25 protein-coding genes are annotated in these 23,320 nt (G+C 42.5%); 8 read left to right on the forward strand and 17 right to left on the reverse strand.

Features of this window, described 5'->3' with window-relative positions; translation table 11 throughout:
• Positions 1-71 precede the first annotated feature (71 nt).
• The gene (locus tag ACFSJY_RS01105; RefSeq protein ID WP_386030224.1) at positions 72-1,580 is read left to right on the forward strand and encodes a leucyl aminopeptidase; all 1,509 of its coding nucleotides are present in this window, start codon (positions 72-74) and stop codon (positions 1,578-1,580) included.
• A 71-nt stretch (positions 1,581-1,651) separates the two neighbouring features.
• Here the strand turns inward: ACFSJY_RS01105 and ACFSJY_RS01110 are convergent, their stop codons facing one another.
• The 14 genes from ACFSJY_RS01110 to ACFSJY_RS01175 form a co-directional block, all read right to left on the reverse strand.
• On the reverse strand, positions 1,652-2,203 hold the full coding sequence (locus ACFSJY_RS01110; protein ID WP_386030226.1) for a flavodoxin family protein: 552 nt from the start codon (positions 2,201-2,203) through the stop codon (positions 1,652-1,654).
• Between the two features lie 168 nt (positions 2,204-2,371).
• On the reverse strand, positions 2,372-3,325 hold the full coding sequence (locus ACFSJY_RS01115; RefSeq protein WP_386030228.1) for an ATP-grasp domain-containing protein: 954 nt from the start codon (positions 3,323-3,325) through the stop codon (positions 2,372-2,374).
• Positions 3,326-3,565: 240 nt separating this feature from the next.
• A complete protein-coding gene (gene nqrF, locus ACFSJY_RS01120) occupies positions 3,566-4,789 on the reverse strand; it encodes an NADH:ubiquinone reductase (Na(+)-transporting) subunit F (RefSeq protein WP_386030230.1) in 1,224 nt (407 codons plus the stop codon).
• A 64-nt stretch (positions 4,790-4,853) separates the two neighbouring features.
• The gene (gene nqrE, locus ACFSJY_RS01125; protein WP_386030232.1) at positions 4,854-5,477 is read right to left on the reverse strand and encodes an NADH:ubiquinone reductase (Na(+)-transporting) subunit E; all 624 of its coding nucleotides are present in this window, start codon (positions 5,475-5,477) and stop codon (positions 4,854-4,856) included.
• Positions 5,478-5,482: 5 nt separating this feature from the next.
• A complete protein-coding gene (locus ACFSJY_RS01130; protein ID WP_386030234.1) occupies positions 5,483-6,106 on the reverse strand; it encodes an NADH:ubiquinone reductase (Na(+)-transporting) subunit D in 624 nt (207 codons plus the stop codon).
• A complete protein-coding gene (locus tag ACFSJY_RS01135) occupies positions 6,106-6,894 on the reverse strand; it encodes a Na(+)-translocating NADH-quinone reductase subunit C (protein WP_386030236.1) in 789 nt (262 codons plus the stop codon). The genes ACFSJY_RS01130 and ACFSJY_RS01135 overlap by 1 nt, the downstream gene beginning before the upstream one ends.
• Complete coding sequence (locus ACFSJY_RS01140; protein WP_386030238.1) at positions 6,884-8,095, reverse strand: NADH:ubiquinone reductase (Na(+)-transporting) subunit B; 1,212 nt, start codon at positions 8,093-8,095, stop codon at positions 6,884-6,886. The genes ACFSJY_RS01135 and ACFSJY_RS01140 overlap by 11 nt, the downstream gene beginning before the upstream one ends.
• Positions 8,096-8,097: 2 nt before the next feature.
• Positions 8,098-9,435 carry a Na(+)-translocating NADH-quinone reductase subunit A gene (locus ACFSJY_RS01145; RefSeq protein WP_386030240.1) on the reverse strand — a complete coding sequence of 446 codons (1,338 nt, stop codon included), beginning with the start codon at positions 9,433-9,435 and terminating at the stop codon, positions 8,098-8,100.
• A 323-nt stretch (positions 9,436-9,758) separates the two neighbouring features.
• Positions 9,759-10,949 carry an enoyl-ACP reductase FabV gene (fabV, locus tag ACFSJY_RS01150; RefSeq protein WP_386030242.1) on the reverse strand — a complete coding sequence of 397 codons (1,191 nt, stop codon included), beginning with the start codon at positions 10,947-10,949 and terminating at the stop codon, positions 9,759-9,761.
• Between the two features lie 128 nt (positions 10,950-11,077).
• Positions 11,078-12,169: a TRAP transporter substrate-binding protein gene (locus tag ACFSJY_RS01155; RefSeq protein ID WP_386030244.1), complete on the reverse strand. Its 1,092-nt coding sequence runs from the start codon at positions 12,167-12,169 to the stop codon at positions 11,078-11,080.
• A gap of 4 nt (positions 12,170-12,173) precedes the next feature.
• Complete coding sequence (locus ACFSJY_RS01160; RefSeq protein WP_386030246.1) at positions 12,174-13,559, reverse strand: TRAP transporter large permease; 1,386 nt, start codon at positions 13,557-13,559, stop codon at positions 12,174-12,176.
• Positions 13,550-14,092, reverse strand: a complete 543-nt coding sequence (locus tag ACFSJY_RS01165; protein WP_386030248.1) for a TRAP transporter small permease subunit — start codon at positions 14,090-14,092, stop codon at positions 13,550-13,552. The genes ACFSJY_RS01160 and ACFSJY_RS01165 overlap by 10 nt, the downstream gene beginning before the upstream one ends.
• A gap of 156 nt (positions 14,093-14,248) precedes the next feature.
• Positions 14,249-14,569 carry a transcriptional regulator BolA gene (gene bolA / locus ACFSJY_RS01170; protein WP_386032187.1) on the reverse strand — a complete coding sequence of 107 codons (321 nt, stop codon included), beginning with the start codon at positions 14,567-14,569 and terminating at the stop codon, positions 14,249-14,251.
• A gap of 142 nt (positions 14,570-14,711) precedes the next feature.
• Positions 14,712-15,266: an alpha-ketoglutarate-dependent dioxygenase AlkB family protein gene (locus tag ACFSJY_RS01175; RefSeq protein WP_386030250.1), complete on the reverse strand. Its 555-nt coding sequence runs from the start codon at positions 15,264-15,266 to the stop codon at positions 14,712-14,714.
• Between the two features lie 122 nt (positions 15,267-15,388).
• Here ACFSJY_RS01175 and ACFSJY_RS01180 point away from each other — a divergent pair, with 122 nt between their 5' ends.
• The 6 genes from ACFSJY_RS01180 (at position 15,389) to ACFSJY_RS01205 (ending at position 20,168) form a co-directional block, all read left to right on the forward strand.
• Positions 15,389-16,525: a methyltransferase gene (locus tag ACFSJY_RS01180; protein ID WP_386032189.1), complete on the forward strand. Its 1,137-nt coding sequence runs from the start codon at positions 15,389-15,391 to the stop codon at positions 16,523-16,525.
• Between the two features lie 11 nt (positions 16,526-16,536).
• Positions 16,537-17,106, forward strand: a complete 570-nt coding sequence (locus ACFSJY_RS01185) for a YajG family lipoprotein (protein WP_386030252.1) — start codon at positions 16,537-16,539, stop codon at positions 17,104-17,106.
• Positions 17,107-17,110: 4 nt separating this feature from the next.
• A complete protein-coding gene (locus ACFSJY_RS01190; protein ID WP_386030254.1) occupies positions 17,111-17,695 on the forward strand; it encodes a peptidylprolyl isomerase in 585 nt (194 codons plus the stop codon).
• A gap of 210 nt (positions 17,696-17,905) precedes the next feature.
• Positions 17,906-18,235 (forward strand): hypothetical protein, encoded by a 330-nt coding sequence (locus ACFSJY_RS01195; RefSeq protein ID WP_386030256.1) that lies wholly within the window; start codon positions 17,906-17,908, stop codon positions 18,233-18,235.
• An 89-nt stretch (positions 18,236-18,324) separates the two neighbouring features.
• On the forward strand, positions 18,325-19,920 hold the full coding sequence (locus ACFSJY_RS01200; protein WP_386030258.1) for an AmpG family muropeptide MFS transporter: 1,596 nt from the start codon (positions 18,325-18,327) through the stop codon (positions 19,918-19,920).
• A gap of 77 nt (positions 19,921-19,997) precedes the next feature.
• Entirely contained in the window at positions 19,998-20,168 is a 171-nt protein-coding gene (locus ACFSJY_RS01205) for a hypothetical protein (protein ID WP_386030261.1), read from the forward strand.
• A gap of 12 nt (positions 20,169-20,180) precedes the next feature.
• On the opposite strand, the gene ACFSJY_RS01210 is transcribed toward ACFSJY_RS01205, so the two are convergent.
• The 3 genes from ACFSJY_RS01210 to chrA are packed head-to-tail and all read right to left on the reverse strand — an operon-like array spanning position 20,181 to position 22,350.
• Positions 20,181-20,678, reverse strand: coding sequence for an LURP-one-related/scramblase family protein (locus ACFSJY_RS01210; RefSeq protein WP_386030263.1), 498 nt, complete (start codon positions 20,676-20,678; stop codon positions 20,181-20,183).
• Positions 20,679-20,730: 52 nt separating this feature from the next.
• Positions 20,731-21,156 (reverse strand): hypothetical protein, encoded by a 426-nt coding sequence (locus ACFSJY_RS01215; protein WP_386030265.1) that lies wholly within the window; start codon positions 21,154-21,156, stop codon positions 20,731-20,733.
• A 21-nt stretch (positions 21,157-21,177) separates the two neighbouring features.
• The gene (gene chrA / locus ACFSJY_RS01220) at positions 21,178-22,350 is read right to left on the reverse strand and encodes a chromate efflux transporter (RefSeq protein WP_386030267.1); all 1,173 of its coding nucleotides are present in this window, start codon (positions 22,348-22,350) and stop codon (positions 21,178-21,180) included.
• A 120-nt stretch (positions 22,351-22,470) separates the two neighbouring features.
• Between chrA and ACFSJY_RS01225 the strand changes: the two genes are divergently transcribed.
• The gene (locus ACFSJY_RS01225; RefSeq protein ID WP_386030269.1) at positions 22,471-23,316 is read left to right on the forward strand and encodes a M61 family metallopeptidase; all 846 of its coding nucleotides are present in this window, start codon (positions 22,471-22,473) and stop codon (positions 23,314-23,316) included.
• Positions 23,317-23,320 lie beyond the last annotated feature (4 nt).

Below are 23,320 nucleotides of genomic sequence, written 5' to 3' on the forward strand. Positions count from 1 at the left end.
CCCTGTAGTCTGTTTGCCGCTATATTTATGGCAACTTACAATAATTAAACAACTCCATAGGAACCGTACTTATGAAAGCAACATTGACTAAGCTATCGTCGATTGTCATGGCATTGGCCATGTCACACGCTGCCACTGCCGAAACGTTCACATTTACGTCCAACGTTGATGAAAAATCTGACACTCTTGTCCTATTCAAAAATGACAGTAACTCCTCTGAGTTTAAGACTTTCGACGCTAAAACCAGCGGCCAGCTAAGTCGTGCGCTTAAAGCCAATCAATTTGATGGTACCTACAACACTTTTGTCGAGGTACTTGCGCCAAACCAGCTAAGCTATGAGCGCGTCTTAATCGTTGGTATCGGTGAAGATATTTTAGATAGACCAAAATTGACCAAACTGGGTGGCAATATCGCAGGCAAACTTAACAGCAAATACATAACCAATGTTTCTGTTGCAGCAGAAAACTTTGATGCGAGCCAAGCCTCTTTCCTCGCGCATGGCATTAACTTACGAGCCTATAATTTTGATAAATACAAACAAGAGAAAAACAAGGAAAAAGCGTACACCTTTGACGTTGCCGACAGTTCAGCTACACAGGCAGCATACGCAACACTTGAAGATATTCAATCAGGTATTTTTCTCGCACGTGATTTAACCAATGAGGTACCCAGCGAACTGACGCCTGTCGACTTTGCAGAACAAGCGAAAAAGCTTAAAAAGCTTGGTGTAAAAGTCAAAGTGCTAGGCCCCAAAGAAATTAAAAAATTGGGTATGAACGCACTAGAAGGTGTGGGCCGAGGAAGTAAAGACGGCGCACGTTTAATTGTTGCGCACTACGACAATAGTGACAGTGCACCAATAGCCATTGCAGGTAAAGGTATCACCTTTGATTCTGGCGGCTACAATATTAAAACCTCCGAACATATCGTGCGCATGAAATCTGATATGGCCGGTGCTGCAGCTGCACTTGGTACCGTAAAAGCACTCGCTGAAATGAAAGCGAAAGTGAATGTTGTTGCCGTTATGGGGATGGCAGCCAATATGGTCTCTGACACATCACAAGCACCAGGTGATGTTATCAGAACCGCGGAAGGTTTATCAGTTGAGATAACAAATACAGACGCTGAAGGCCGCCTAGTGCTAATAGATGCTATGTGGTATGCGCGAGAAAAGTTTGCACCTAGCGTTATGGTAGATATTGCTACATTGACTGGAGGTAAATATCGCGCATTAGGCACCGAACTTGGCGGCCTATTCAGTGCTGATGATGCGCTTGTGCAAGAACTTACTGACGCCTCAAATCTAGTGAATGAGCCACTATGGCGACTACCTCTTGGCTACAAAGACAAGCTTAAGAGTCCTATTGCAGATCTTCGCAATACAGGTACAGGTGGGCCAAGTGCCACAACAGCAGCAACTTTTTTACAGCAGTTTACTGGTGATACACGCTGGGCACACATTGATATGGCAGGGAATGCATTGGTTGCAACTGCAAAAGATGAACTCGCAGTCGGCGGCACTGGCTATGGCGTTCGTCTGCTCACTGAATGGATTTTGAATCAACACCAAACTAAATAACACCCTCTACTACTTCAAGAGTCTAATAGCGCAGCGTATATCTGCGCTATTTGATACACCTGACATAAAAGTCATGCATATTGCGTATTTTCTTCAAAGTTATGCTCAACCTCCAAAAGCCTATTCCTGAGTTGAAGAGACTGCTCAGCTATATCAGATAATTCAGCTTTTTCGTCCACGTAAGTACAATATTGCAAACCGATATAGTTGAGGTGCAAATACGAAAACGTTAATTTGAATATCTCCTCAAAGCACGAAGGGCTATTCTCTTGAACACCAGTCGCGATCACTCCTGCATATTTCCCCTTAAGGCTCCTCCCCAATGGTTTATCGATATCCAATAGGTCAGAGAGTCTATCCAAAAACGCTTTTAACTGAGCACTTGGTGAATACCAATAAACAGGAGAGGCGAACAATATAATTTCGTAATCACTAATAATTTCACGCATAAGCGGCATAAAGTCGTCATCTTGATTCTTATAGTCGTAATCAAATGGTTCAACTCTATAGTCAGTTAAATCAAACACTTTCATGTGATGCTGCGTGCATTTGCATAGTTCACTGACAAAATGCGCCGTATTGCCCGCAGGGCGGCTTGAACCAAGTATTATTGCTATTTTCATAAAGACCTCTCTTTTCATAATTAACAATAGGTTAAAAGCTCAACCTAACTTGAGGTCAATACATTTTTTGAAAAGATAAGACGAAAAAGCCCTAAGTAAAAATTAGGGCTTTAATAACTGATAAGTTGCGCAAGAGAAATGGCAAGCACTGAGACTGATATAAGCTATTTAATTCAAGTCGACTAACTTAGATTGAAGATATTTTGCTAACTCTAACATTGCGAATATACCCGCAGCGTTTTCTGCATCTGAGTTGTAATTTGTATTTGTGTTTACATCATATGTATATACATTGCCATCAGCATCCGCTATCGCTTCGATGCCAGCAACGTCAATGTTATTGTCAGCCAAAAAACGCTCATATAAATCGATAAACGCTGGGCGGTAATTACTAAGAATTTCAAACTTAGCTTTCTGCGATCCTTCTGTTTGAGCATCTTTCGTATCCGTTGGACAAAACATATCCTCTATAGAGCATGCGTCTGCAGGGCATAGCTCAAAACCTTCGGACGTATCCACCTTCACACCATATAAGAATTTTCCATCAATAAATTCGTGTCGAATAATGAATGGTTCTGGTGCTTCAATGTATTGTTGAATCAAGGTGATACCATCTACTGGTTCATCAAATGTTTCTCCATTTACATAGTCATTCAATGAACTAACGGAGTGAAATAACTGCACCCCTTGCCCTTTGCCAGCTCGGTTATGTTTGGTGATGAAAGAAGGTTGAGCTAGCTCATTTGCTGCTTTAACAATATTTTCTTTACCTACTGCTGCTAGCGTTTTTGGTGTCGCGATGCCAGCTTGGTTGAGCGCCATGTACTGGTTTACCTTACTCACTTCTAGCCTAAGCGCGCGCGTGCCGTTCACAACCGTTCGTCCATGCTTTTCCAACCAAGCCAATACCGCTTCAGTGAATTCAGGTGCATATCTATGATCACGCGTATGTGAGGAAGCACTGATACGATTATAAAAGACACCCTCAGGCGGTTCACTTGAGAGATCAATCATACCCTCATCAAAATGCCACAATTCATAAGGAGCATTTAACTCTTTCAACCTATCTTCTAGATGCACTGTCCACTCTTGATTCTCATGAATCACGTAAATCTTTTTCATGTTATTTATACTTTTAACGTTAACTATCAAATACTTTTTCAAGGAATTCTAACAGCAATAAAAATTAAATATAAAACTGCCGTTGGAATACGTTAAAAAAGGGGTAAATGTTTAGTGTTCGAGCAGAGTTAAACCAAGGCGTTAATGCTTGTTAGAAGAGTGGTAGTTGCCATTTAAACTTTACTTTAGATACAAAAAGAGCGACCTAGGTCGCTCTTTTTCAAATTCAGTTGTTAAGAATTAACCACCGAAGTCATCTAGAAGGATATTTTCATCTTCTACACCAAGATCTTTCAGCATGCCGATAACAGCTGCATTCATCATTGGTGGACCACACATGTAGTATTCACAATCTTCTGGCGCTTCATGGTCTTTCAAGTACTCTTCATAAAGAACGTTATGAATGAATCCTGTTAGACCTTCCCAGTTATCTTCTGGCTGCGGATCAGAAAGCGCTACATGCCAATCAAAGTTATCATTCTCTGCAGCTAGCATGTTGTAATCATCTTCGTAGAACATTTCGCGAAGTGAACGAGCACCATACCAGAAAGACATCTTACGCTTAGACTTAAGGCGCTTAAGTTGGTCAAAGATATGAGAACGCATTGGCGCCATACCTGCACCACCACCAATAAATACCATTTCTGCGTCAGTGTCTTTCGCGAAGAATTCACCGAATGGACCAGAAATCGTCACTTTATCACCTGCTTTCAAGCTAAAGATGTACGATGACATTTTACCTGCTGGTAAGTGAAGCTGACCAGGAGGCGGCGTAGCGATACGCACGTTAAGCATGATAATGCCTTCTTCTTCCGGGTAGTTCGCCATTGAGTAAGCACGTAATGTATCTTCATCAACTTTTGACTCGATATCGAAGAAGCCAAAACGCTCCCAATCACCACGATATTGTTCTTCAATATCGAAATCTTTGTATTTCACGTGATGCGCTGGTGCTTCAATTTGAATGTAACCACCTGCACGGAAAGGTACTGATTCACCATCCGGAATAGCAAGCTTAAGCTCTTTGATGAATGTTGCTTTGTTATCGTTAGAGATAACTGTACATTCCCATTGCTGTACACCGAAGATTTCGTCTTCAACTTCGATTTCCATGTCTTGTTTTACGTTAACTTGACATGCTAATCGACAGCCTTCTTTAGCTTCACGCTTAGTAATGTGGCCAAGCTCAGTTGGTAAGATATCACCACCACCTGAGTGCACTTCTACACGACACTGACCACATGTACCACCGCCACCACATGCTGAAGGAATGAAAATACCTTTGTCAGCAAGAGCGCCTAGTAATTTGCCACCAGCACCTGTGGTAACCGCTTTTTCAGGGTCACCGTTAATTGAAATAGTCACGTCACCTTCAGCAACCAACTTTGATTTAGCAAATAAGATTACTAGTACCAAAGCGACAACGATTGCAGTGAACATGCTTACGCCGAGAATAATTTCCATCGACTTTTCCTTTACACTTCTCTAGGAGAAGGCGTTATTGCTAGCGCCTTCTGCGTTAATCTTATTATAACGAAATACCACCAAAAGATAGGAAGCCAAATGCCATCAATCCAGTGGTAATAAACGTAATACCTAAACCTTTCAAGCCGTCTGGTACATCAGAGTACTTCATTTTCTCACGTAAGCCCGCAAGTAAAACGATAGCTAATGCCCAACCGATACCTGAACCAATACCGTAAACAACTGATTCACCTAACGTTAGGTTCTTCGCAACCATGAAAGACACAGCACCGAAGATTGCACAGTTAACGGTAATTAGCGGAAGGAAAATACCTAGCGCGTTGTATAGAGGCGGGAAGTACTTATCTAAAACCATCTCTAGAATTTGTACTAATGCCGCGATTACACCGATAAAGGTAATAAAAGATAAGAAGCTTAAGTCAATTGACTGAGTTGGGTCAGTAACACCAAACACGCTATCTAAAGCACCAGGTGCCAAGATTGCTTGATAAATAATTTGGTTAACTGGTACCGCAATACCCAATACAACAACAACCGCTACACCAAGACCAATCGCCGTGCTCACTTTCTTGGATACCGCTAAGAAAGTACACATACCTAAGAAGAATGATAAGGCGATGTTCTCGATGAAAATCGTTTTAACTAATAGTGATAAATAATGTTCCATCGTGATTAGTCCTTCTCAACCTGCTCTGGTTTCCACTGGCGAATTGCCCAGATGATTAAACCGATAATGAAGAATGACGAGAATGGTAATACAAGAAGACCATTTGCTTGGTACCAACCACCGTTTTGGATCAGTGGTAAAATTTCCATACCGAATACGGTACCGAAACCTAATAATTCACGTACGAAAGCAACCGACATTAGAATGAAACCGTAACCTAAACCGTTACCGATACCATCCATAAAGCTCACACCTGGCTTTTCTTTCATTGCGAACGCTTCTGCACGGCCCATAACGATACAGTTGGTAATAATTAGACCAACGAATACCGACAGTTCCTGAGAGAGCGCGTAAGAGAAAGCTTTAAGCACTTGGTCAACCACGATTACCAATGACGCAATAATCGCCATTTGTACGATGATACGTACACTTGATGGAATGTGGTTACGGATAATTGAGATAAACAAGTTTGAGAATGATGTTACGAAAACAACCGCTAGAGTCATTACTAACGCATTCGCCATTGAACTTGTTACCGCAAGTGCTGAACAAATACCAAGTACTTGCAATGCAATTGGGTTGTTATCAAAAATCGGTCTTGTTAAAACCTTAGTTGATTCAGAAGCCATTAGTTCAGCCCTCCACGGTTCTTATTGATGAAAGGTAAGTAACCTTCGTCACCAAACCAGAACTTGAATGTTTTGGTTACGCCGTTAGCCGTAAGTGTTGCACCCGACAAGCCATCTACTTGATGCACTTCCATTGGGTTACCCGGTTTAACGCCACCTTTTACAAGCTCAACTTGAACTTCGTTTTGCTCGTCAAAGATTTTCTTACCTGGCCATAATGCAATCCACTTAGGGTTAAGTACTTCAGCACCTAGACCCGGAGTTTCTTTCATTTCGGCCGTGTAAATTACGTTTTTAATTGTGTTCATGTCAGCTTCAACACCTACGTATGCATACATAAGGTCCCAGAGGCCTGAACCAACCATAGGAAATACAACCGTATCAATTTCACCAGCACCATTGCGCACTAGGTAAATAACAGCGTCGTGAGAGCGACGGTTGATACCAGCGATATCGTTTTCAGGCTTGTCAGATAATTTCACGTCACGAGCGTTGCGACGCTCGTCAAATAAGTCTGGGTTGCCTTCTATGAATTCACCTGAATCAAGGTCAATCATTTTCGCTTCTACAAACTGCTTGTATGTTTCTTTGATTGACGTTGAAGAACCGTCAGTCATGCCGATAAGGCCAGCAGCTTCTAAAATCTTAGTTTGTTTGTCGAGTAACTTGTTTGCCGTTTGTAGAGGCTTAAGTTGTACCGCAGCGAACGATACTAACAAAGCACACACTAAACATACCGCAAATACGAAACCGACCGTTTTGCCAAATGTTTCTTTCTTAGCTGACACGTGCAATTCTCCGTTTCACGTTTGCTTGCACTACGAAGTAGTCAAACAACGGTGCAAATAAGTTAGCGAATAAAATAGCTAGCATCATACCTTCTGGGAACGCTGGGTTAACCACACGTACTAGAACTACCATGACACCAACTAGCGCGCCGAACCAGTACTTACCTGTATTCGTGAATGACATCGTTACAGGGTCCGTCGCCATGAACATCATACCGAACGCGAAACCACCAACTACTAAGTGCCAGTACCAAGGCATTGCAAACATTGCATTGGTATCACTACCAATCATGTTGAATAGCGTTGCTGTTGCAACCATACCTAGGAACACACTTAATACGATGCGCCATGATGCAATACCTTTATAAAGAATGTATGCACCACCAAGTAAAATCATTGCCGTGCTTACTTCACCTACAGAACCTGGAATCAGACCCCAGAATGCATTCCACCAGTCAGCATTCATTGAATAGTCGATAGAACCTGGAACTGCTGCAGCGCCTGCTGCTAAGTGTGTGGCACCAGAGAAGCCATCTACGGCAACCCATACTGCATCACCTGATATTTCCGCTGGGTAAGCAAAGAACAAGAATGCACGACCCGCTAATGCAGGGTTCAAGAAGTTCTTACCAGTACCACCGAAGATTTCTTTCGCAATCACTACACCGAATGTAATACCGATAGCCACTTGCCATAGCGGGATACTTGCAGGAAGGATTAGTGCGAAAAGAATCGAGGTGACGAAGAAACCTTCGTTAACTTCATGCTTACGTACTGCTGCGAAAAGTACTTCCCAGAAACCACCAACAATAAACGTTGTCATGTAGATAGGTAGGAAGAAGCAGGCACCGTATAGCATCATCGCGAACCAGCCCGATTGCGCTGTTAGCTCACCACCTAGCATGTGGAATAAACCTACCTGCCAAGAGTCGCTAAGTGCGTAACCTGCATTTAAGGCTTCTACTGCTTGGAAACCGATGTTGTACATACCCCAGAACATTGCTGGGAATACTGCCAACCATACAGTGATCATGATACGTTTCAGATCAATAGAGTCACGGATGTGCGTTTTACCCTTGGTTACATAACCCGGAGTAAATAGACCTGTCGCGATTGCTTCGTATAAAGCAAACCACTTCTCGTGTTTACCGCCTTTCTCAAAATGCGGTTCGATGTCTTCAATAAACTGTTTGATGCTCATGTCTAACCTTCCTTCTCAATGCGGGTTAGGCAATCGCGCAGTAGTACACCGTAGTCTGTTTTACCAGGACATACGAAGGTACATAACGCTAAATCTTCTTCATCTAGCTCTAGCGCACCTAACTGTTGAGCACTGTCAGTGTCACCCGCGGCTAAGTCGCGAAGTAACAACGTCGGTAAGATATCCAGTGGCATTACACGCTCGTAGTTGCCAATTGGAACCATTGCACGACTTGAGCCATTGGTAGTCGTTGTCATTGGGAATAACTTCCCTCTGAACAAGTGAGACATGTACGCGCGTGTCACTGAGAACTTATTTGGACCTGGGTACATGTAACCGATAAATTCTTTTTCGCGGCCTTCAAGTAGCGCGTTAACCTGCATGTGGTAACGACCTAAGTACGCATGAACGCCCTTAGCGGTTTGACCTTGGAGCAAAGAACCTGAAACGATACGTGTTTCACCTTCAGTAAGGTTTCCTTCTGCAAGCTGGTCAACGTTTGCACCGATAACAGTGCGAACTAAACGAGCTTCTTTTGCAGCAGGACCTGCGAATGCAACAACACGTGATGTATCTAATTCACCTGTTGTAAACAACTTACCGAACGCAATTACGTCTTGGTAGTTTAAGTGCCAAACGAATTTTTCAGCACCAACAGGTTTTAAGAAGTGAATATGAGTACCTACAAGGCCAGCTGGGTGCTTGCCTGCAAACTCCGTTACTACCTCTGAAGAGTTAGTAGGGATATTCGCACCAGGTGCTTTAGAAACGAATACTTCACCTTCAGTTAAACGAGACAGCACAGTTAAACCGTGTTTGAACGCTTCCGCTTGCTCGTTGATGATAACTTCTGGGTTCGCTGCTAGTGGATTAGTATCCATAGCGCTGATGAAGATAGCTTCAGGCACAGCGTCAATCGCAGGGATTCGGCTGTATGGGCGAGTTCGTAATGCTGTCCATAAACCTGAATCAACTAGGTTTTTAACAACATCTTCGCGCGAAAGTGAAGCGAGTTCGTTGGCGGCATAACTTGCGAAGGTTTCTTGCTCATTGCCATCTATTTCGATAACAACTGATTGCAATACACGCTTCTCACCGCGGTTAATTTCGGTAACAACACCGGCTGCTTGAGCTGTGAAAATCACGCCAGGATTCTTTTTATCAGCAAAAAGAATCTGACCTTTTTTAACGCGATCACCTACTTTGACGTGCATCGTAGGGCGCATACCCACAAACTCTTCACCAAGCGCTGCAACGGTTTTGATGGACGGACCATCATGGATTACCTGCTGGGGAGCACCTGAAACAGGAACATCCAGACCTTTTTTTATTGTAATCATAAACACTTGCACTACTTTGACGGGAGTAATAAAACTAGAAAACTACAAAAACGCGAGGCATTCTCACAGCTAATTAGTTTCAGTGTATTTCAGTGGTTACAATAACTTATATAAATTATTGGCCACCGGACTTAAGTTAAAAATTTCAGCGCCGAATTTTAGCATAAAAAAACATTAATATGCTATCCGAGCTAGACACTTTTAATTACAAATTCACTAAATAAACAACAACTCAGGTTAAATTTTAGTCAAGATATGAAAAAGTGCAGAAAATAAAAAAGCCGACATCAGAAAATGTCGGCTTTTTCTTGGTTCTTTTCGAACTAGATAAGATGATTAATTTCAGCTAATGGACTGACATCCGCATCATAATCGACGCCAGCAACAGAGAAACCAAACAGTTTTAAGAATTCTGTATGGTAAGCCTCATAATCCGTCAATTCATCAATGGTGTCAGTGGTAACAGCATCCCAAATTTCTTGCACAGCGTCTTGTACTTTATCTTCAAGCTCTTTGTGGTTTTGAAATAAGCGACCTGCATCATCTAAACGCGGTGTTGGTGCGTAAAGGTTCTCCGCAAATAAGCCCTGAATTTGCTCGATGACACCTTCGTAAGTGCCCTGCTCCTTCATCACTTTAAACATGGCCGAAATGTAGAGAGGCATAATCGGAATAGCCGAGCTCGCTTGCGTAACAACAGCATTTAGTGAAGCAACAAATGCTTGACCTTTTTTATCAGCTGTTGAAGCGTTAATTGCTTTTGCCGCACGATCTAAGTCTTCTTTTGCCTTACCTATCGTGGCGTGACCGTAAATTGGCCACGTCAGCTTTTTACCGATATAGGTGTATGCAGCAGTCTTGTAGCCATCGGCTAGTACACCGGCATCTGACAATGCGTTAATCCACAATTCCCAGTCGGCTCCGCCCATTACATCAATAGTGCCTTGTATTTCAGCGTCATTCGCCGCTTCAACAGTGACTTCATCAATCACGCGCTTAGATGTATTCAAGTTTTTCGTTGTTACTGTTTCACCAATGGGCTTTAACGTTGAAGAGTAAACTTCACCAGTATCAGGATCTGTTCGACGCGGTGAAGCCAATGAGTAAATCACCAAATCAATTTGACCCAACTCTTCTTTGATGACATCAATGGCTTTCGCTTTGATCTCATGAGAAAACGCATCACCATTAATATTTTTTGCCCAAAGACCTGCTTCATCAGCGGCTTTTTGGAAGGCTGCAGTGTTGTACCAACCTGCACTTGCTGTTTTCTTTTCTGTTGGTGGCTTTTCAAAAAATACACCGAGTGTTTTCGCGCCATTACCGAATGCAGCAGTAATGCGAGAAGCTAACCCGTAACCTGTAGAAGAACCAATTACCAAGACATTTTGAGGCTTTTGATCCGCTTGCGTTTGACTTTTTACGTAAGCAATTTGTTCTTGTACGTGCGCTTCACAACCTGCAGGGTGTGCATTAGTACAAATGAAGCCACGAACTTTTGGTTTAATTACCATAGGAAGACCTTTTCTTTTTATGGAATTTGTCAAAATTGCTGCATAGTGTACCCGTCTTTACCTTTAAAGAGGTACGAGCAGCAAAGAAAAGCCAGCTGAACGCTGGCTTTAACGAGTAAAACTGAGGTTTATCGATTGTTTAAGTAAGCACGTAATGTAGAGTCGTGATAAGCACGTATAGACGCCATAAACTCACTGTATGAAGTCCATACCTTAGCAAAGCCAGGATCCGCTGCTACTTGTTCAGCAATGACGTCTTCTGTGATTTTACGCAAACCTTCAATGACTTCAGGCGGCAATTCACGTGGCACAATATTGTGCTTTTCTTTCAGTGTTTGCATTGCTGCATTGTTTCGCGCGTTGTACTCATCCAGTGTATCTTCATTAACTGCTCGCGCCGCAACTTCGACAATTTTTTGCAAATCTTTAGGTAGCTCGTTATACGCTTTTTCGTTAATTAAAAACTCTAAACCAGTGCCTGGCTCATGCCACACAGAGCTATAGTAAAAGTCTGCGGCTTGATAAAAACCGAACGCTAAGTCGTTATATGGCCCCACCCACTCCGTCGCGTCAATTGCACCACTTTGCAGTGACGAGAAAATTTCGCCGCCCGTTAACGTAACCGGCACTGCGCCTGCTCGTTGCAGTACTTCACCGCCTAAGCCAGGTATACGCATTTTCAGGCCTTTCAAATCTTCCATGCTATTGATTTCTTTTTTGAACCAACCAGCGAATTGGCCACCTGAATTACCACCAGCCATTGGTATAATTCCAAACGGCTTGTACATTTCTTGCCAGAGTTCGAGGCCACCGCCATGATGTAACCAAGCGTTAAGCTCAGTTGCTGTCATCCCAAAAGGAATGGCACCAAAAATGGGTGACGAAGGAATTTTACCTTTCCAGTAATAGCTGCCACTGTGTCCCATTTGCACGGTACCTTGGGAAACCGCGTCAAACACCTCAAAACCCGGCACCAGTTCACCCGCACCATACACTTGGACTTTTAATCGTCCAGCGCTCATTTCATCGACCATAGTCGCAAACTTTTCTGGTGCCAAGCCAAGTCCCGGAAAGTTCTTCGGCCACGACGTTACCATTTTCCATTTATACGTTTGAGCAGGTGCGGCAGCATTCGTGCCTTCCGCTGCTTTTTCACCACAGCCAAAAAGAGCTGTCAGTGTTAACACTGCGAGAGAAATTCGTTTAATTGTTTTTTTCATTTTGTTATCCATACATCACTTCAGGTAACCAAGTGACCAACTGTGGCCAGATAGCTAAAGCGCCAAGTAATAATAATTGCATCACTATAAAGGGAATGACGCCTTTGTATATATCTGCAGTTTTCACAACTTTGTCTGCCACACCGCGTAAATAGAACAAGGCGAAGCCAAATGGCGGTGTTAAGAACGAAGTTTGCAGGTTAATCGCTATCATAATTCCTAACCAAATTGGATCAAGTCCCATCATTAATAGAACAGGTGCCACAATAGGAATAACAACAAAGGTAATCTCGATAAAATCTAAGATAAAACCAAGGAGGAAGATAACGAGCATCACAATTAGTGTGGCACCGACAACACCACCCGGCATTTGTTCAAAGAATCCATGGACCAGCTCCTCACCGCCAAAGCCTCTGAAAACAAGTGAGAACAAGCTTGCGCCGATAAGAATTAAAAATACCATCGAGGTAATCTTAACTGTTGATGTCATCACCGCTTGTAGGTTTGTTTTTGATAATTGTCCTTGCCACAACGCAAGAAAGGTGGCGCCCATCGCCCCAACCCCTGCGGCCTCAGTAGGTGTCGCAAACCCAAAAAGAATAGAGCCCAACACAGCGATAATAAGCAACATAGGCGGAATTAACGCGGTTAATAATAGCGCAACTGTCGACTTACTTTCATCAAGTCCAGCAATATCTTCACGTCTTACTTTTGGGACGGATTCAGGCTTTATTATTGCTACCGCGACACAATAAAGCGCATAAACGGCAACCAAAATAAGTCCAGGTACCACAGCGCCGGCAAACAGTTCACCGACTGACACTGTTTCAGGGCTAAAAACCCCCATTTTTAACTGCGCTTGCTGATACGCGCTAGAAAGCACATCTCCCAGTAATACCAGGGCAATAGACGGAGGGATAATCTGCCCTAATGTGCCTGTCGCACAGATAATTCCAGTCGAAAATTTTGGATCGTAACCACGCTTAAGCATGGTAGGTAGTGACAGTAACCCCATGGTGACTACCGTTGCACCGACTATGCCTGTGCTCGCTGCGAGCAGCATGCCAACCAATGTCACCGCTATACCCAAACCACCGTTAAACCGCCCCATCAATATGGACATGGCATTTAACAGGTTTTCCGCAATTTTAGAGCGCTCTAGCATTGCCCCCATAAAGACGAATAAAGGCACGGCTAACAAGGTTTGATTGTTAATAACGCCGTACAAACGACTTGGCAGTGCACTAAGAAACAGACCATCAAATGTCCCCGTTGCTACACCTATACCAGCGAAAATAAGTGCGACTCCTGCTAATGTAAATGCCACGGGATAGCCGAGTAATAAAACGCCACAGACAGCAATAAACATAAATAACGGGATTAATTCCATTTCATGTCTCCCGTTTTCTCGACTGCGATTTTATCGCGAATGACTAAGATATTGCGGCCTGCCTCAGCTAAACCTTGCAGACCCAAAGTCACAGCCAATAGCCATAAATAGGTTTTTGATACGTAAACAAAAGGTAAACCGCCCGCTTCTGATGACTTCTCCATGATCTGCCAAGAGGTAGCGACATAATCAATGCTGATATAAAAAAGGAAGACGACAACAGGCAGTAACAAGAACAAACTACCGAGCAAATTAACCCAAGCGCGATGTTTGTTGCTAAAACGCTGGTAGAAAATATCGACTCTAACATGCCCGTCAACTTTCAATGTAAAAGCGGCACCTAGCATAAAGACAAGACCGTGCAAATATAAAACAGATTCTTGCATGGCAATCCAGCCAATATTAAATCCGTACCTTAGCACTACAATAAGAAAAGTGAGCAGCACCATCGCCAATGTCAACCAAGACACAGCACGACCAAGCTGCTCTGTAACTTTGTCTACTAGCAAGACAAAGCTATACAGCGCTTTCATTGACCAGTTTCCCCTGAAGATTTTTAATTATTATTGATGTGATCATTAGATCTACATTGAATGTGTGACATTCAATCAGCTAGTAATACCAGAAAACGGGCTGAAAATAAATGCGAATAAGAATTCGCATTTATTTGAATTGGAAGGTTATGATAATTAACGTTTACTACCACCTAAACACTTTGGTGACAGCGGGACATTGTCATCAGCATAATAATTATGCCACTCCGTTTCAGTATATGTATGAAGTGCTAAAGCATGGATGTGCTCTGAGAGCTCATTAGCAAGTACTTTATTAATCGCTCTATGACGTTTAATTAAACGCTCACCTTCAAAATTTTTTGAGACAATGGTGACCTTAAAATGTGACTCGCTACCCACAGGCACATTATGTTGATGGCTTTCATTGACAACGTCTAAATGTAATGGAGAAAACGCGCTCAATAACTTCTTTTCTATAGTCGCTTCTATACTCATATCTGCTCCCTTAACAGCGTTCATGACACCTTTCCATGTGCAGAACTTTATTTATTAATTTTAGTAATTCTTCGCTGGACCGCCAGCGATAGTTATCAAATTGTTGGTAATAATGCGTTAACTATCGACAATTCATAACAATTTAATTTGGGGCAAATATTTTACGAAATGTCAGGTTAATGCGCGGCGATTTTACGCGCTTCGTACGAGGGACACAATGCTGCCAATAACGCTGCGTAGTGCCTGACATGAGCAATAGGCTGCCGTGTGACAATGGCACGACCAATTTTTGTTTAGTCGCTTTGTGCTTCATTTGAAAATCTCGCTGATCACCCAGTGAAACAGAGGCAATATTAGGAAATTCCCCCAACTCTGGCTCATCGTCGCTATGCCAGCCAACGGTGTCATTACCATCTCGATAACAATTGACCAAACATGCATTGAGTGACCATCCCGTAAGCTGCTCTATTTGGTGTTTTATCGATGCCAGCACCGGATGCCAAGGCATGGCGCTCAATGTAAGTCCTGAATACGTGTAATCTATGCCAGGGTCGCCATACCATTGCTGTAATCGTGGAATGGCTACCCATTTACCGTACATCCTTATCTCATCTTCACGCCAAGGTACTTCATCAATGAGGGTTTGATAATATTCAGCTGCCAATGGATTACCGATAAAATTAGGCTCAAAGCTCAAACTTGCATCAGGCGCGGTAATATTAATGGTCTACTCCTAGTCTGACTTTATGCCACCAATAGCTGGTGAGCGAAAAAGATATTTGCGACAATAGCCAACCATTTTATCAAACTCATACGTTTATGCTCAGCCCTTTTATAGTTAACGATACGCCAATTCACCTAGATAGGTTTCCTCCTGCACAAATTAATAGAAGCTTGCAGGCTTGGGATGCAGCTGATGAGCTACTCCTTAACCACTTAAGTGAACAAGCTATACTTGCTGAGCAAACGCATGTACTCGTGTTCAATGACAGTTTTGGCGCACTAGCGCTGGCATTGACTGGTTACAAAGTGACGGTGGTTTCAGACTCTTATGTTAGCCACCAAGGTATCCGTTTTAATGCCGAACAAAACAATTTAGATATTGATGAGCTAACCATCATAGATTCAATGGCGGAGCTGCCAAAAGACGTCGATATCATTCTTTACAAAATTCCTAAAATCAATGCGCTGTTGCAGCATCAATTGAACGCTATTGCCCAAACCTACTCTCAACGTGTAAATTTTATTGCCGCAGCGCGTGCCAAAGATATTCACAAATCTACGTTGCAAATATTCGAAAAATCTCTCGGTGAAACCAAAACATCGTTGGCTGTAAAAAAGGCACGTTTGGTCTTTTCAGTGATAGAAAATTCAGGAAGTAAAGAAGGGCAAAAAACTACCTGGCAAGAACCTACAAGTAAGTTAACACTCACCAATCTAGCTAACGTTTTTTCTCGAGAAAGCTTGGATATAGGTGCACGATTTTTACTGGAACATCTACCTAATGTTGGCTCACAACAACAGGTTATTGACTTAGGTTGTGGTAACGGTGTTCTCGGTTTAGCGGTTTTAGCACAAACAGCTGATGCAAGAGTTACCTTCAAAGATGAGAGCTTTATGGCCGTGGCTTCGGCGCGAGAAAATGTCGTATTGAACTTCCCTGCCCTGATTGAACAGTGTCAATTTGAAGCAGATGATTGCTTGGCAGCATCTCCGAAAAACAGTGCAGACATCATACTTTGCAACCCCCCTTTTCATCAGCAACACGCAGTTACCGACCATATTGCTTGGCAAATGTTTAAAGATGCCAAACGAATCCTTAAAGTTGGAGGCGAGCTCCGCATTATTGGTAATCGACAATTGGGCTACCACGTTAAACTTAAACGCTTGTTTGGCAACTGCCAAACCATTTCAGCTAACAAAAAATTTGTTATTTTATCTAGCATAAAACAATAAGAGGATATTGAATGAAACTTGTTAAGTTAGGCTTTTCTGCATTATTTTCGCTTGCCGTTGTAGGCTGTAGCCAAACTCCAAGCCACGTTATTTTGGCACCTCAAATAACCCAACCTGTCGTTGCCACATACCAACAAACGCCTGTCACTTTCTCTGTTCAAGACTTACGAGCAAGTCAACATATCGTTCAAATACTGAAAAAAGATCAAGCAGCAACGCTGTATTCTCCTCAAACACCACTCAGTGATGTACTTTCACAAACGTTTTCTGACACCCTCAAAAAACAGGGGGTAATGTTGACTTCTAGCGGTTCAAAAACAATTACTGTCACTATCGAAAAAGCCTTGGTTAGCGTCAACCAAGAGTTGATGAAATACACAGCAAACAGTGAAATTGTACTCGAGTTGAAAGTGACCAATGGCGATAAAACACAAACAAACGTGTTCACAACACGAGGCAACAGTAATGGGCCACTTTCAGCAGATCTTGCCGTATTAGAACGCGACTTGAATCAGCAGTTGGGCAAATTTATTACTGACATAGCGACCAATGCAGAGCTCATAAACTTTATAAAGGAATAACATCATGCGCCTTATTACATTGCTTATCGCGTGTTGCATCACCTTTTTTGCGATTGCAGAAAAAAATAATATCGACCCCGATAACCTATTCCCTAAAGTCAAAATTGAAACATCAATGGGCATTATCATTGTTGAGCTTGACCGTATTAAAGCGCCTGTTACCGTCAATAATTTTTTAACGTACGTGGTGGAAGGGGAATTTGACAATACGGTATTCCATCGCGTGATAGAGGAATTCATTGTCCAAGGCGGTGGTTACGATAAAGACTTCACGATGAAGAAAACCTACCCCGATATTGTCAACGAATCAGGTAATGGCAACAAAAACGACCTTGGCACCATTGCCATGGCAAAAGAGCGCTACCCCCACTCCGCAAATCGCCAGTTCTTTTTCAACTTAAGTGACAACACTAACTTAGATCCAGGTCGAGAATGGGGCTATGCAGTTTTTGGTGAAGTAGTTGAGGGACTCGACGTGATTGAAGCGATGGGAAAAGTGAAAACTGAGTATAATGAGTTAATGGGCTGGGATGATGTGCCTATTGAGCCTATAACTCTCATCAAAGCTACATTGCTGCCTGCCGAATAAGTAAATCCTTACATTTTTGTCTGGCAACAAAATTTTGTTGCCTTTCAAACTTTTCAAACTGACGACTGTCAAAATAATGTAATAAATTGTCAAAGCGCTTTGACAAGAGTCCATTCATCGACAATAACTTAAGTAAATAATAATTATTATCACGTTAGATATAACACGCGTTTTCCGAGATTAAAGCCAGTAAAGGCAAGAGTGAACATCATGATAATTGAGCAGTTTATCAGTGAGAAGAGTAATCAAATACGCGCATACATAATTGCAGTAATCGACAGAACTATACATTACACCGAACTAGACAAATTCATTGTGGACACCATGGAAGAGTGGACCTTATTGTCAGTGACTGATGAAACACCCAGTAGCGCCAAGGAACGGGTATTTTGGCATGTAGTACATGAACTGAGTTTGCATGGCGCGCAATCACTGAACAACGATTTGTTTTTTAAAAGCGAAATAACCACCTGTTTAGACTTTTTTGCCAATCGAGGCAGCTACCCGATAGACTGCATAGGTTGGAGACCACTGCCTTAGGCATTGTTACTGCATGACACAAAATAAATGTTGGTTTAGCGGATAGGGCTTTGGTAGGCTTAAGCTACTTTTAGCCATCACCTATTTTCATGTCGCAGCAGTCTCTCCTCCAGTCGTTTCAGTATTTTCGTGATCGTCGCCTTCTTACCGTGTTTTGTTTTGGTGTTGCCAGTGGTTTCCCATGGGTAATGATTGGCTCAGCGATGTCAGGTTGGCTTAAAGATGAAGGTTTAAGTCGTTCCAGCATTGGCTTATTTGGCCTGATCTTCGTTGCTTACAGTATCAATTTTCTCTGGTCTCCGCTGGTCGACAGACTAAAAATCCCAATATTGAGGGCACTCGGTCAACGACGCAGTTGGATTTTGTTTACCCAAGGTATTATTGTCAGTGCCACTGTCACCATGTCGCAGTTAGACGCTCAAGCACAACTCAGCCTAATGGCATTGTTCGGTCTTGCTATCGCTATTTCTGGCGCCACCCAGGACATTGCTATTGATGCTTACCGTATTGATATTCTTAATGACCAAGATAAAAACTACATGGCAGCTGGTTCAGCAATGGCCACGTCAGGCTGGTGGACCGGCTTTGCAGGCCTTGGCAGTATTCCATTTATTTTAGTAAGCCAGCCAAATTGGCAGTGGGCGGAAGTTTACGTTGTATTAGCTGCCATAATGGTCGGATTAATGATTACAGCTATCGTCGTTAATGAACCTGTGAGTAATAGAGAACAAGAGCACAACGACATTCAACAACGTTATCTGAACGTATTGCCAACGCAAGGTCGCAAGCCACTTTTCATTTTACTGTTGCTGCCACTGATTCTACTTACCATCGTTTATGCAAACACAGGATATGTCGCTTGGCCATCAGATATCATCAGCAACGACTACCAATTTTTATCAATAAGTTTGCTTGTTGTCGGGTTACTGTTTTTGTTCTCTAAGCAACTCTCAGGTCTCAACCGCAGTTTAATGACGCTAGAACAAAGCACGCCTGCCATAGCCCCTTCTAAAGTCCATCAATTAAGTGCATGGTTATTAACGACACTTGTAGCGCCTATTCAAGAGTTTTTCGACCGCAATGGCACGCGTTTGGCCTTATCAATTTTATTATTTATTTTCTTGTTTAAATTAGGTGAAGCCTATTTAGGCAGAATGTCGATAGTGTTCTATCGAGAAGTCGGCTTCAGTAACGAAGATATTGCGTATTACTCCAAGATGATTAACTGGTCAGTAACCATCGTATTTTCATTGATGGGCAGTATTTTTACTATTCGCTATGGGATTTTAAAGGGCTTATTTATCGGTGGTATAGCGATGGCCGCTAGCAACCTTTTGTTCGCAGTGATGGCGCTTGTGGGTCCTAATAAAGCACTATTTGCTTTTACCGTTTTTGTTGATGGATTTACTTCAGCATGGGGCTCTGTCGCATTTGTCGCCTTACTATCAGTGCTGTGCAACCGAACATTCACTGCTAGTCAATACGCGTTGATGGCATCATTGGGCACATTTGGCCGCGTTATGCTGGGTTCATATTCAGGTATATTTGTCGACTGGCTAGATGGCAACTGGGCATTATTTTTTGTTTTTACAGCATTAATGGTGATCCCAAGCTTGTTATTTCTGTACAGTATAAGAAAGCCACTTACGGAACTCATAAATCAACAAGAACCACAATCAAAATAAACTCTGTGAAGAGCAGTACCAGCAAGACTGCGGATTTTGAATTATGCTAATGATACTTATGTTAGAAAAATAACTTTATGATTCGATTATTTTTTTTATTACCGCTACTGATGTGTGGCATTTGGTGGTTCTATCTTAATCAGCGTGGCTATAGCGCAAAAGATGGACTCAAGGGCTTTATTTATATTTTGGGGCTTAACGGTATATTGCTCGGCTTTTTATTGGTGATGATGTATATAACCAATTAGTGACTAACCCTGTTAGTCACTACCAATGCTGCCGCTGTCACCATGCATGCTCATATCAATGATGGCCACTGCCGCTAACACAAGAGGAATATCCTCTTCATGTGCAATATCGACACCGTAGGTATCACCTATACTAAACCAGCGTTTTGACACTTGAGCGATAAGTTGACCAGCCGCAACAAATTGGTACTCATGAGAAAAAATATCACCAGTCACCTCTACATCAGCGCCTGGCGTTTTAATGATGAAGCGACTTGTTATCCACGGGAAAAATCGTTTTTTAATGCGACACTGGGTGCCATCAGGAAAGGTAATAAAAAACGTTTGCTTAATTGCCAGTAACTTTTGTTTAACAGAAACTACTTCACGCTCATTGACGTCTCTAACTGTTAACGATTTTCTTAGGCTGAAAAACTTCCCTTTTGCGACATAAGCTAACCTGTCTTTATCATCAAAAATTTCGAAACTGTCCCGCAAAGACAAAAGTTTTTGTTTCATTACAAATCGCATAAGTTCTCCATAAATATGCCTATTTCAGAGCATCAAAAATGCTATATCAAGACTAATTAAGTGTTCTCAGTTCTTGTTTAATCGCATCTCGTAGCAAGGCTACTTCCTTATTAACGGCAGCAAGTGATTCTTCATTTTCTGCAATTGATGACCAGTGTATTTGCCATGTATTTTTTAACTTGTCAGCTTGTGCAGCCGCTTTTGGGCTAATCAATAAACTCAGATCATTGATTAGCCCGACTTTAACCCAACCAATCCGAGCAGACCCTGTAATGCTATCGTTGTCATATACCGCAGAAAATATATTCTGCTCTAGTTCAGCTATTGCTGTCATCACTTCAAACGATGCCGTTCTGACTGTGGTATTTTGCTCGCTAACTTCCAACCGCCAAGCGTTGTACCCAAAGCCAATAACAGCAAATATGACGCTGAAAATTGAAGCTGCATAGTAAATTTTTAGTGTCTGTTGTCGTGCCATGTGATTCCCCATGGACATGCCTTAGTAGACTAGTTGTACCAAAAGTACGCCTAGCGCTGCAAATGACAACACAAGAGTAATAACAGGTACTTTGAGCCCTCTTAACAAGCATAACCCCAGTAAAACAATAATACCGTCCAACCAACCGCTTATCGCTGATACAGCAACAGGTTGATAAAAGGCTGCCATTAAAAGCCCTACGACGGCAGCATTTACTCCTGACAATGCGCCAGCTACTTTGGGGTTTGCAGCATATTGCTGCCATACCGGCTGGAACGCTATGATGAGGAGAAAGCCAGGCAAGAAGATCATAATGGTTGCCACAAGCGCACCTATAATAGGTGCCGATTCAAACATACTCGCCCCAAGATAAGTTGCAAGTGTAAACATTGGTCCAGGAACCGCCTGTGCCGCTGCGTAACCAATTAAAAATTCACTTTGCGCTAGACTGCCTGCAACGGCTTCTTGTAATAGCGGAAGAACCACATGGCCACCACCAAACACTAAGCTACCTGCTACATAAAAATCTTTCATCATCTGTGTCAATGCATTGCCACCACTAACGACAATTCCAGCGACAAGACAAATGAGAAACAACGCAAAACTCGGCCAATCAAGCGACGATTTATTGCTTTCTAACGGCTCTGTAGAACTCGGTTCTGGTGATGAAAAGACTAGACGCCCTATCACTGCGGCAACGGCAAGCAGCCCTATTTGCAACCCTGGTAACGGTAGAAAAATCAGCAGCAACGCAACAACGAGTGCAAGTGCTTTTTGCCAAAGTTGCTGGCAAAAGCTTTTTGCCATGGTCGCTATCGCGTCAGCAACAACGACAACGGCAAGTAATTTAAGTCCGGTGACAATGCCTTTAAACGTTATCGTGTTGGCAAACTCTAGACCGATAAAAAAGAGAGTCAGCATCAATAGTACTGAAGGTGTTGTAAACCCAATAAAGGCAGCAATACCACCCGCAAGACCAGCGCGATGACACCCTATCGCAAAGCCTACTTGGCTTGAACCAGGTCCCGGCAAAAATTGGCTTAGCGCCACTAAATTGCCGAAGTCTTGTTGGCTCAACCATTTGTGCTTCTGCACAAAAGCTTGTTGGAAGTAACCAATATGCGCTGCTGGTCCACCAAAACTGGTGCAGCCAAGTAAGAAAAAGCGCGAAAATATTTCTATCAGTGAAGACATGCAATGGCCTCATCATGGATACAGTGAAAGCTGGATGTTCACAACTTGTCACAAACCGTCAATTTTGGCGTTTACTTTATCATCTAAACTTTGCAAGACAACGTAATTCAAACAAACGACATGCTAATTGTTCTTATGAAGTTACTCTTTCCTTTTTTACTATTGCTTTGCTTATTCAACACTGCAAATGCTTCAGCGCTTTATGAATGGCACAATAAATACAAATTCACTAAATCTGAACAAACCCAAATAGACCAATGGCTAGCCAATGGTGTAACCGCATCTCAGCAAACGTTTTCACTGCTTCCTTTCCAAACACTGCGGTTCAACGTCAGCCCACAACCTAACGCCAGAGAACCAGTGCCTTGGGGGCAAGTTGACCGAGACGGAAACATAATCGTGCTGAAAATAGACACTAAATTTCCTACAAAAAGCTTTATTGACGACTGGACGCTTTATCATGAAATCGCACATTTATATTTACCGTTTTTGGATGATAGCTCGATATGGCTGAGCGAGGGTTTCGCCACTTACGTTCAGCAAATTATTATGTTGGATAACGATGTATTTGATAAAGACACTTTTGTTCGGCGCATTAAAGCAGGGTTTAGTAGAGGCATAAAAAATACTGCCAAACAGCGTGGGCCACTATCTTCTGTCTCAAACAACATGTGGAGCAGACGCGCTTACATGCGTGTGTATTGGTCAGGCACTGCTTACTTTTTAGAAGTAGACTCTCTACTTCAAGAACAAGGCAGCGACCTCATTGAGGTCATCAAACAATATGTCTCTTGCTGCTTAACAAGCGACGCATACGGTAGTGAATTGATCAAAACACTGGATCAAATTTCTAACTCAGATGCATTCTCAACCCTTTATCACCAATACAAATATCGCCAAGATTTTCCGGATATAGGTAGCAAAGCCATTATAAAAATTGCTGACTACTATGAAAGAAAACAATGACTTG

Source organism: Thalassotalea euphylliae, from assembly GCF_042682785.1.
GTDB classification, from domain to species: Bacteria; Pseudomonadota; Gammaproteobacteria; order Enterobacterales; family Alteromonadaceae; genus Thalassotalea_F; species Thalassotalea_F euphylliae.

Bases quoted from the DNA above. Each gene is read 5' to 3' on its own strand.
- ACFSJY_RS01115 (WP_386030228.1), bottom strand. From the start codon at position 3,325: ATGAAAAAGATTTACGTGATTCATGAGAATCAAGAGTGGACAGTGCAT.
- ACFSJY_RS01140 (WP_386030238.1), bottom strand. From the start codon at position 8,095: ATGAGCATCAAACAGTTTATTGAAGACATCGAACCGCATTTTGAGAAA.
- ACFSJY_RS01145 (WP_386030240.1), bottom strand. From the start codon at position 9,435: ATGATTACAATAAAAAAAGGTCTGGATGTTCCTGTTTCAGGTGCTCCC.
- ACFSJY_RS01105 (WP_386030224.1), top strand. From the start codon at position 72: ATGAAAGCAACATTGACTAAGCTATCGTCGATTGTCATGGCATTGGCC.
- ACFSJY_RS01210 (WP_386030263.1), bottom strand. From the start codon at position 20,678: ATGCGATTTGTAATGAAACAAAAACTTTTGTCTTTGCGGGACAGTTTC.
- ACFSJY_RS01195 (WP_386030256.1), top strand. From the start codon at position 17,906: ATGATAATTGAGCAGTTTATCAGTGAGAAGAGTAATCAAATACGCGCA.
- nqrF (WP_386030230.1), bottom strand. From the start codon at position 4,789: ATGGAAATTATTCTCGGCGTAAGCATGTTCACTGCAATCGTTGTCGCT.
- ACFSJY_RS01200 (WP_386030258.1), top strand. From the start codon at position 18,325: ATGTCGCAGCAGTCTCTCCTCCAGTCGTTTCAGTATTTTCGTGATCGT.
- bolA (WP_386032187.1), bottom strand. From the start codon at position 14,569: ATGAGTATAGAAGCGACTATAGAAAAGAAGTTATTGAGCGCGTTTTCT.
- ACFSJY_RS01185 (WP_386030252.1), top strand. From the start codon at position 16,537: ATGAAACTTGTTAAGTTAGGCTTTTCTGCATTATTTTCGCTTGCCGTT.
- ACFSJY_RS01180 (WP_386032189.1), top strand. From the start codon at position 15,389: ATGCTCAGCCCTTTTATAGTTAACGATACGCCAATTCACCTAGATAGG.
- fabV (WP_386030242.1), bottom strand. From the start codon at position 10,949: ATGGTAATTAAACCAAAAGTTCGTGGCTTCATTTGTACTAATGCACAC.
- ACFSJY_RS01205 (WP_386030261.1), top strand. From the start codon at position 19,998: ATGATTCGATTATTTTTTTTATTACCGCTACTGATGTGTGGCATTTGG.
- ACFSJY_RS01190 (WP_386030254.1), top strand. From the start codon at position 17,111: ATGCGCCTTATTACATTGCTTATCGCGTGTTGCATCACCTTTTTTGCG.
- chrA (WP_386030267.1), bottom strand. From the start codon at position 22,350: ATGTCTTCACTGATAGAAATATTTTCGCGCTTTTTCTTACTTGGCTGC.
- ACFSJY_RS01165 (WP_386030248.1), bottom strand. From the start codon at position 14,092: ATGAAAGCGCTGTATAGCTTTGTCTTGCTAGTAGACAAAGTTACAGAG.
- nqrE (WP_386030232.1), bottom strand. From the start codon at position 5,477: ATGGAACATTATTTATCACTATTAGTTAAAACGATTTTCATCGAGAAC.
- ACFSJY_RS01225 (WP_386030269.1), top strand. From the start codon at position 22,471: ATGCTAATTGTTCTTATGAAGTTACTCTTTCCTTTTTTACTATTGCTT.
- ACFSJY_RS01155 (WP_386030244.1), bottom strand. From the start codon at position 12,169: ATGAAAAAAACAATTAAACGAATTTCTCTCGCAGTGTTAACACTGACA.
- ACFSJY_RS01130 (WP_386030234.1), bottom strand. From the start codon at position 6,106: ATGGCTTCTGAATCAACTAAGGTTTTAACAAGACCGATTTTTGATAAC.
- ACFSJY_RS01160 (WP_386030246.1), bottom strand. From the start codon at position 13,559: ATGGAATTAATCCCGTTATTTATGTTTATTGCTGTCTGTGGCGTTTTA.
- ACFSJY_RS01110 (WP_386030226.1), bottom strand. From the start codon at position 2,203: ATGAAAATAGCAATAATACTTGGTTCAAGCCGCCCTGCGGGCAATACG.
- ACFSJY_RS01215 (WP_386030265.1), bottom strand. From the start codon at position 21,156: ATGGCACGACAACAGACACTAAAAATTTACTATGCAGCTTCAATTTTC.